Genomic DNA, 304 nt, shown 5'->3' with positions numbered 1-304 from the left:
TGGCGGGCATCGCCCTGCTGTTCCTGTTCCAGTCCCTGCTCTCCCTGCTGCAGTTCCTCTCCTCCCCCGAGCTCAACCAGCAGATCATGTTCTGGCTGTTTGGCAGCCTGATGCGCACCACCTGGGACTCCCTGATCATCACGGCCGCCGTCACCCTGATCTGCACCCTGCTCATCTACCGGGACGCCTGGGCCCTCACCAGCCTGCGTCTGGGGGAAGCCCGTGCCCGGAGCCTGGGGGTCAACGTGGACAGGCTGCGCATGAAGACCCTGATCCTGGTCGCCCTGCTCACCGCCACCGCCAC

Annotated in this window: 1 protein-coding gene; it reads left to right on the top strand. The window is 66.1% G+C overall.

Features of this window, described 5'->3' with window-relative positions; all coding sequences use genetic code 11:
• Positions 1-304: iron chelate uptake ABC transporter family permease subunit (locus BN1127_RS00060; protein WP_042648057.1), on the top strand; the 304-nt coding region annotated here is incomplete at both ends.

The organism is Aeromonas media (assembly GCF_000819985.1).
In the GTDB taxonomy this organism is placed as follows: domain Bacteria; phylum Pseudomonadota; class Gammaproteobacteria; order Enterobacterales; family Aeromonadaceae; genus Aeromonas; species Aeromonas media.
The sequence above is the reverse complement of the archived record's forward strand: the minus strand, read 5'-3'. Positions and strand labels throughout refer to the sequence as shown.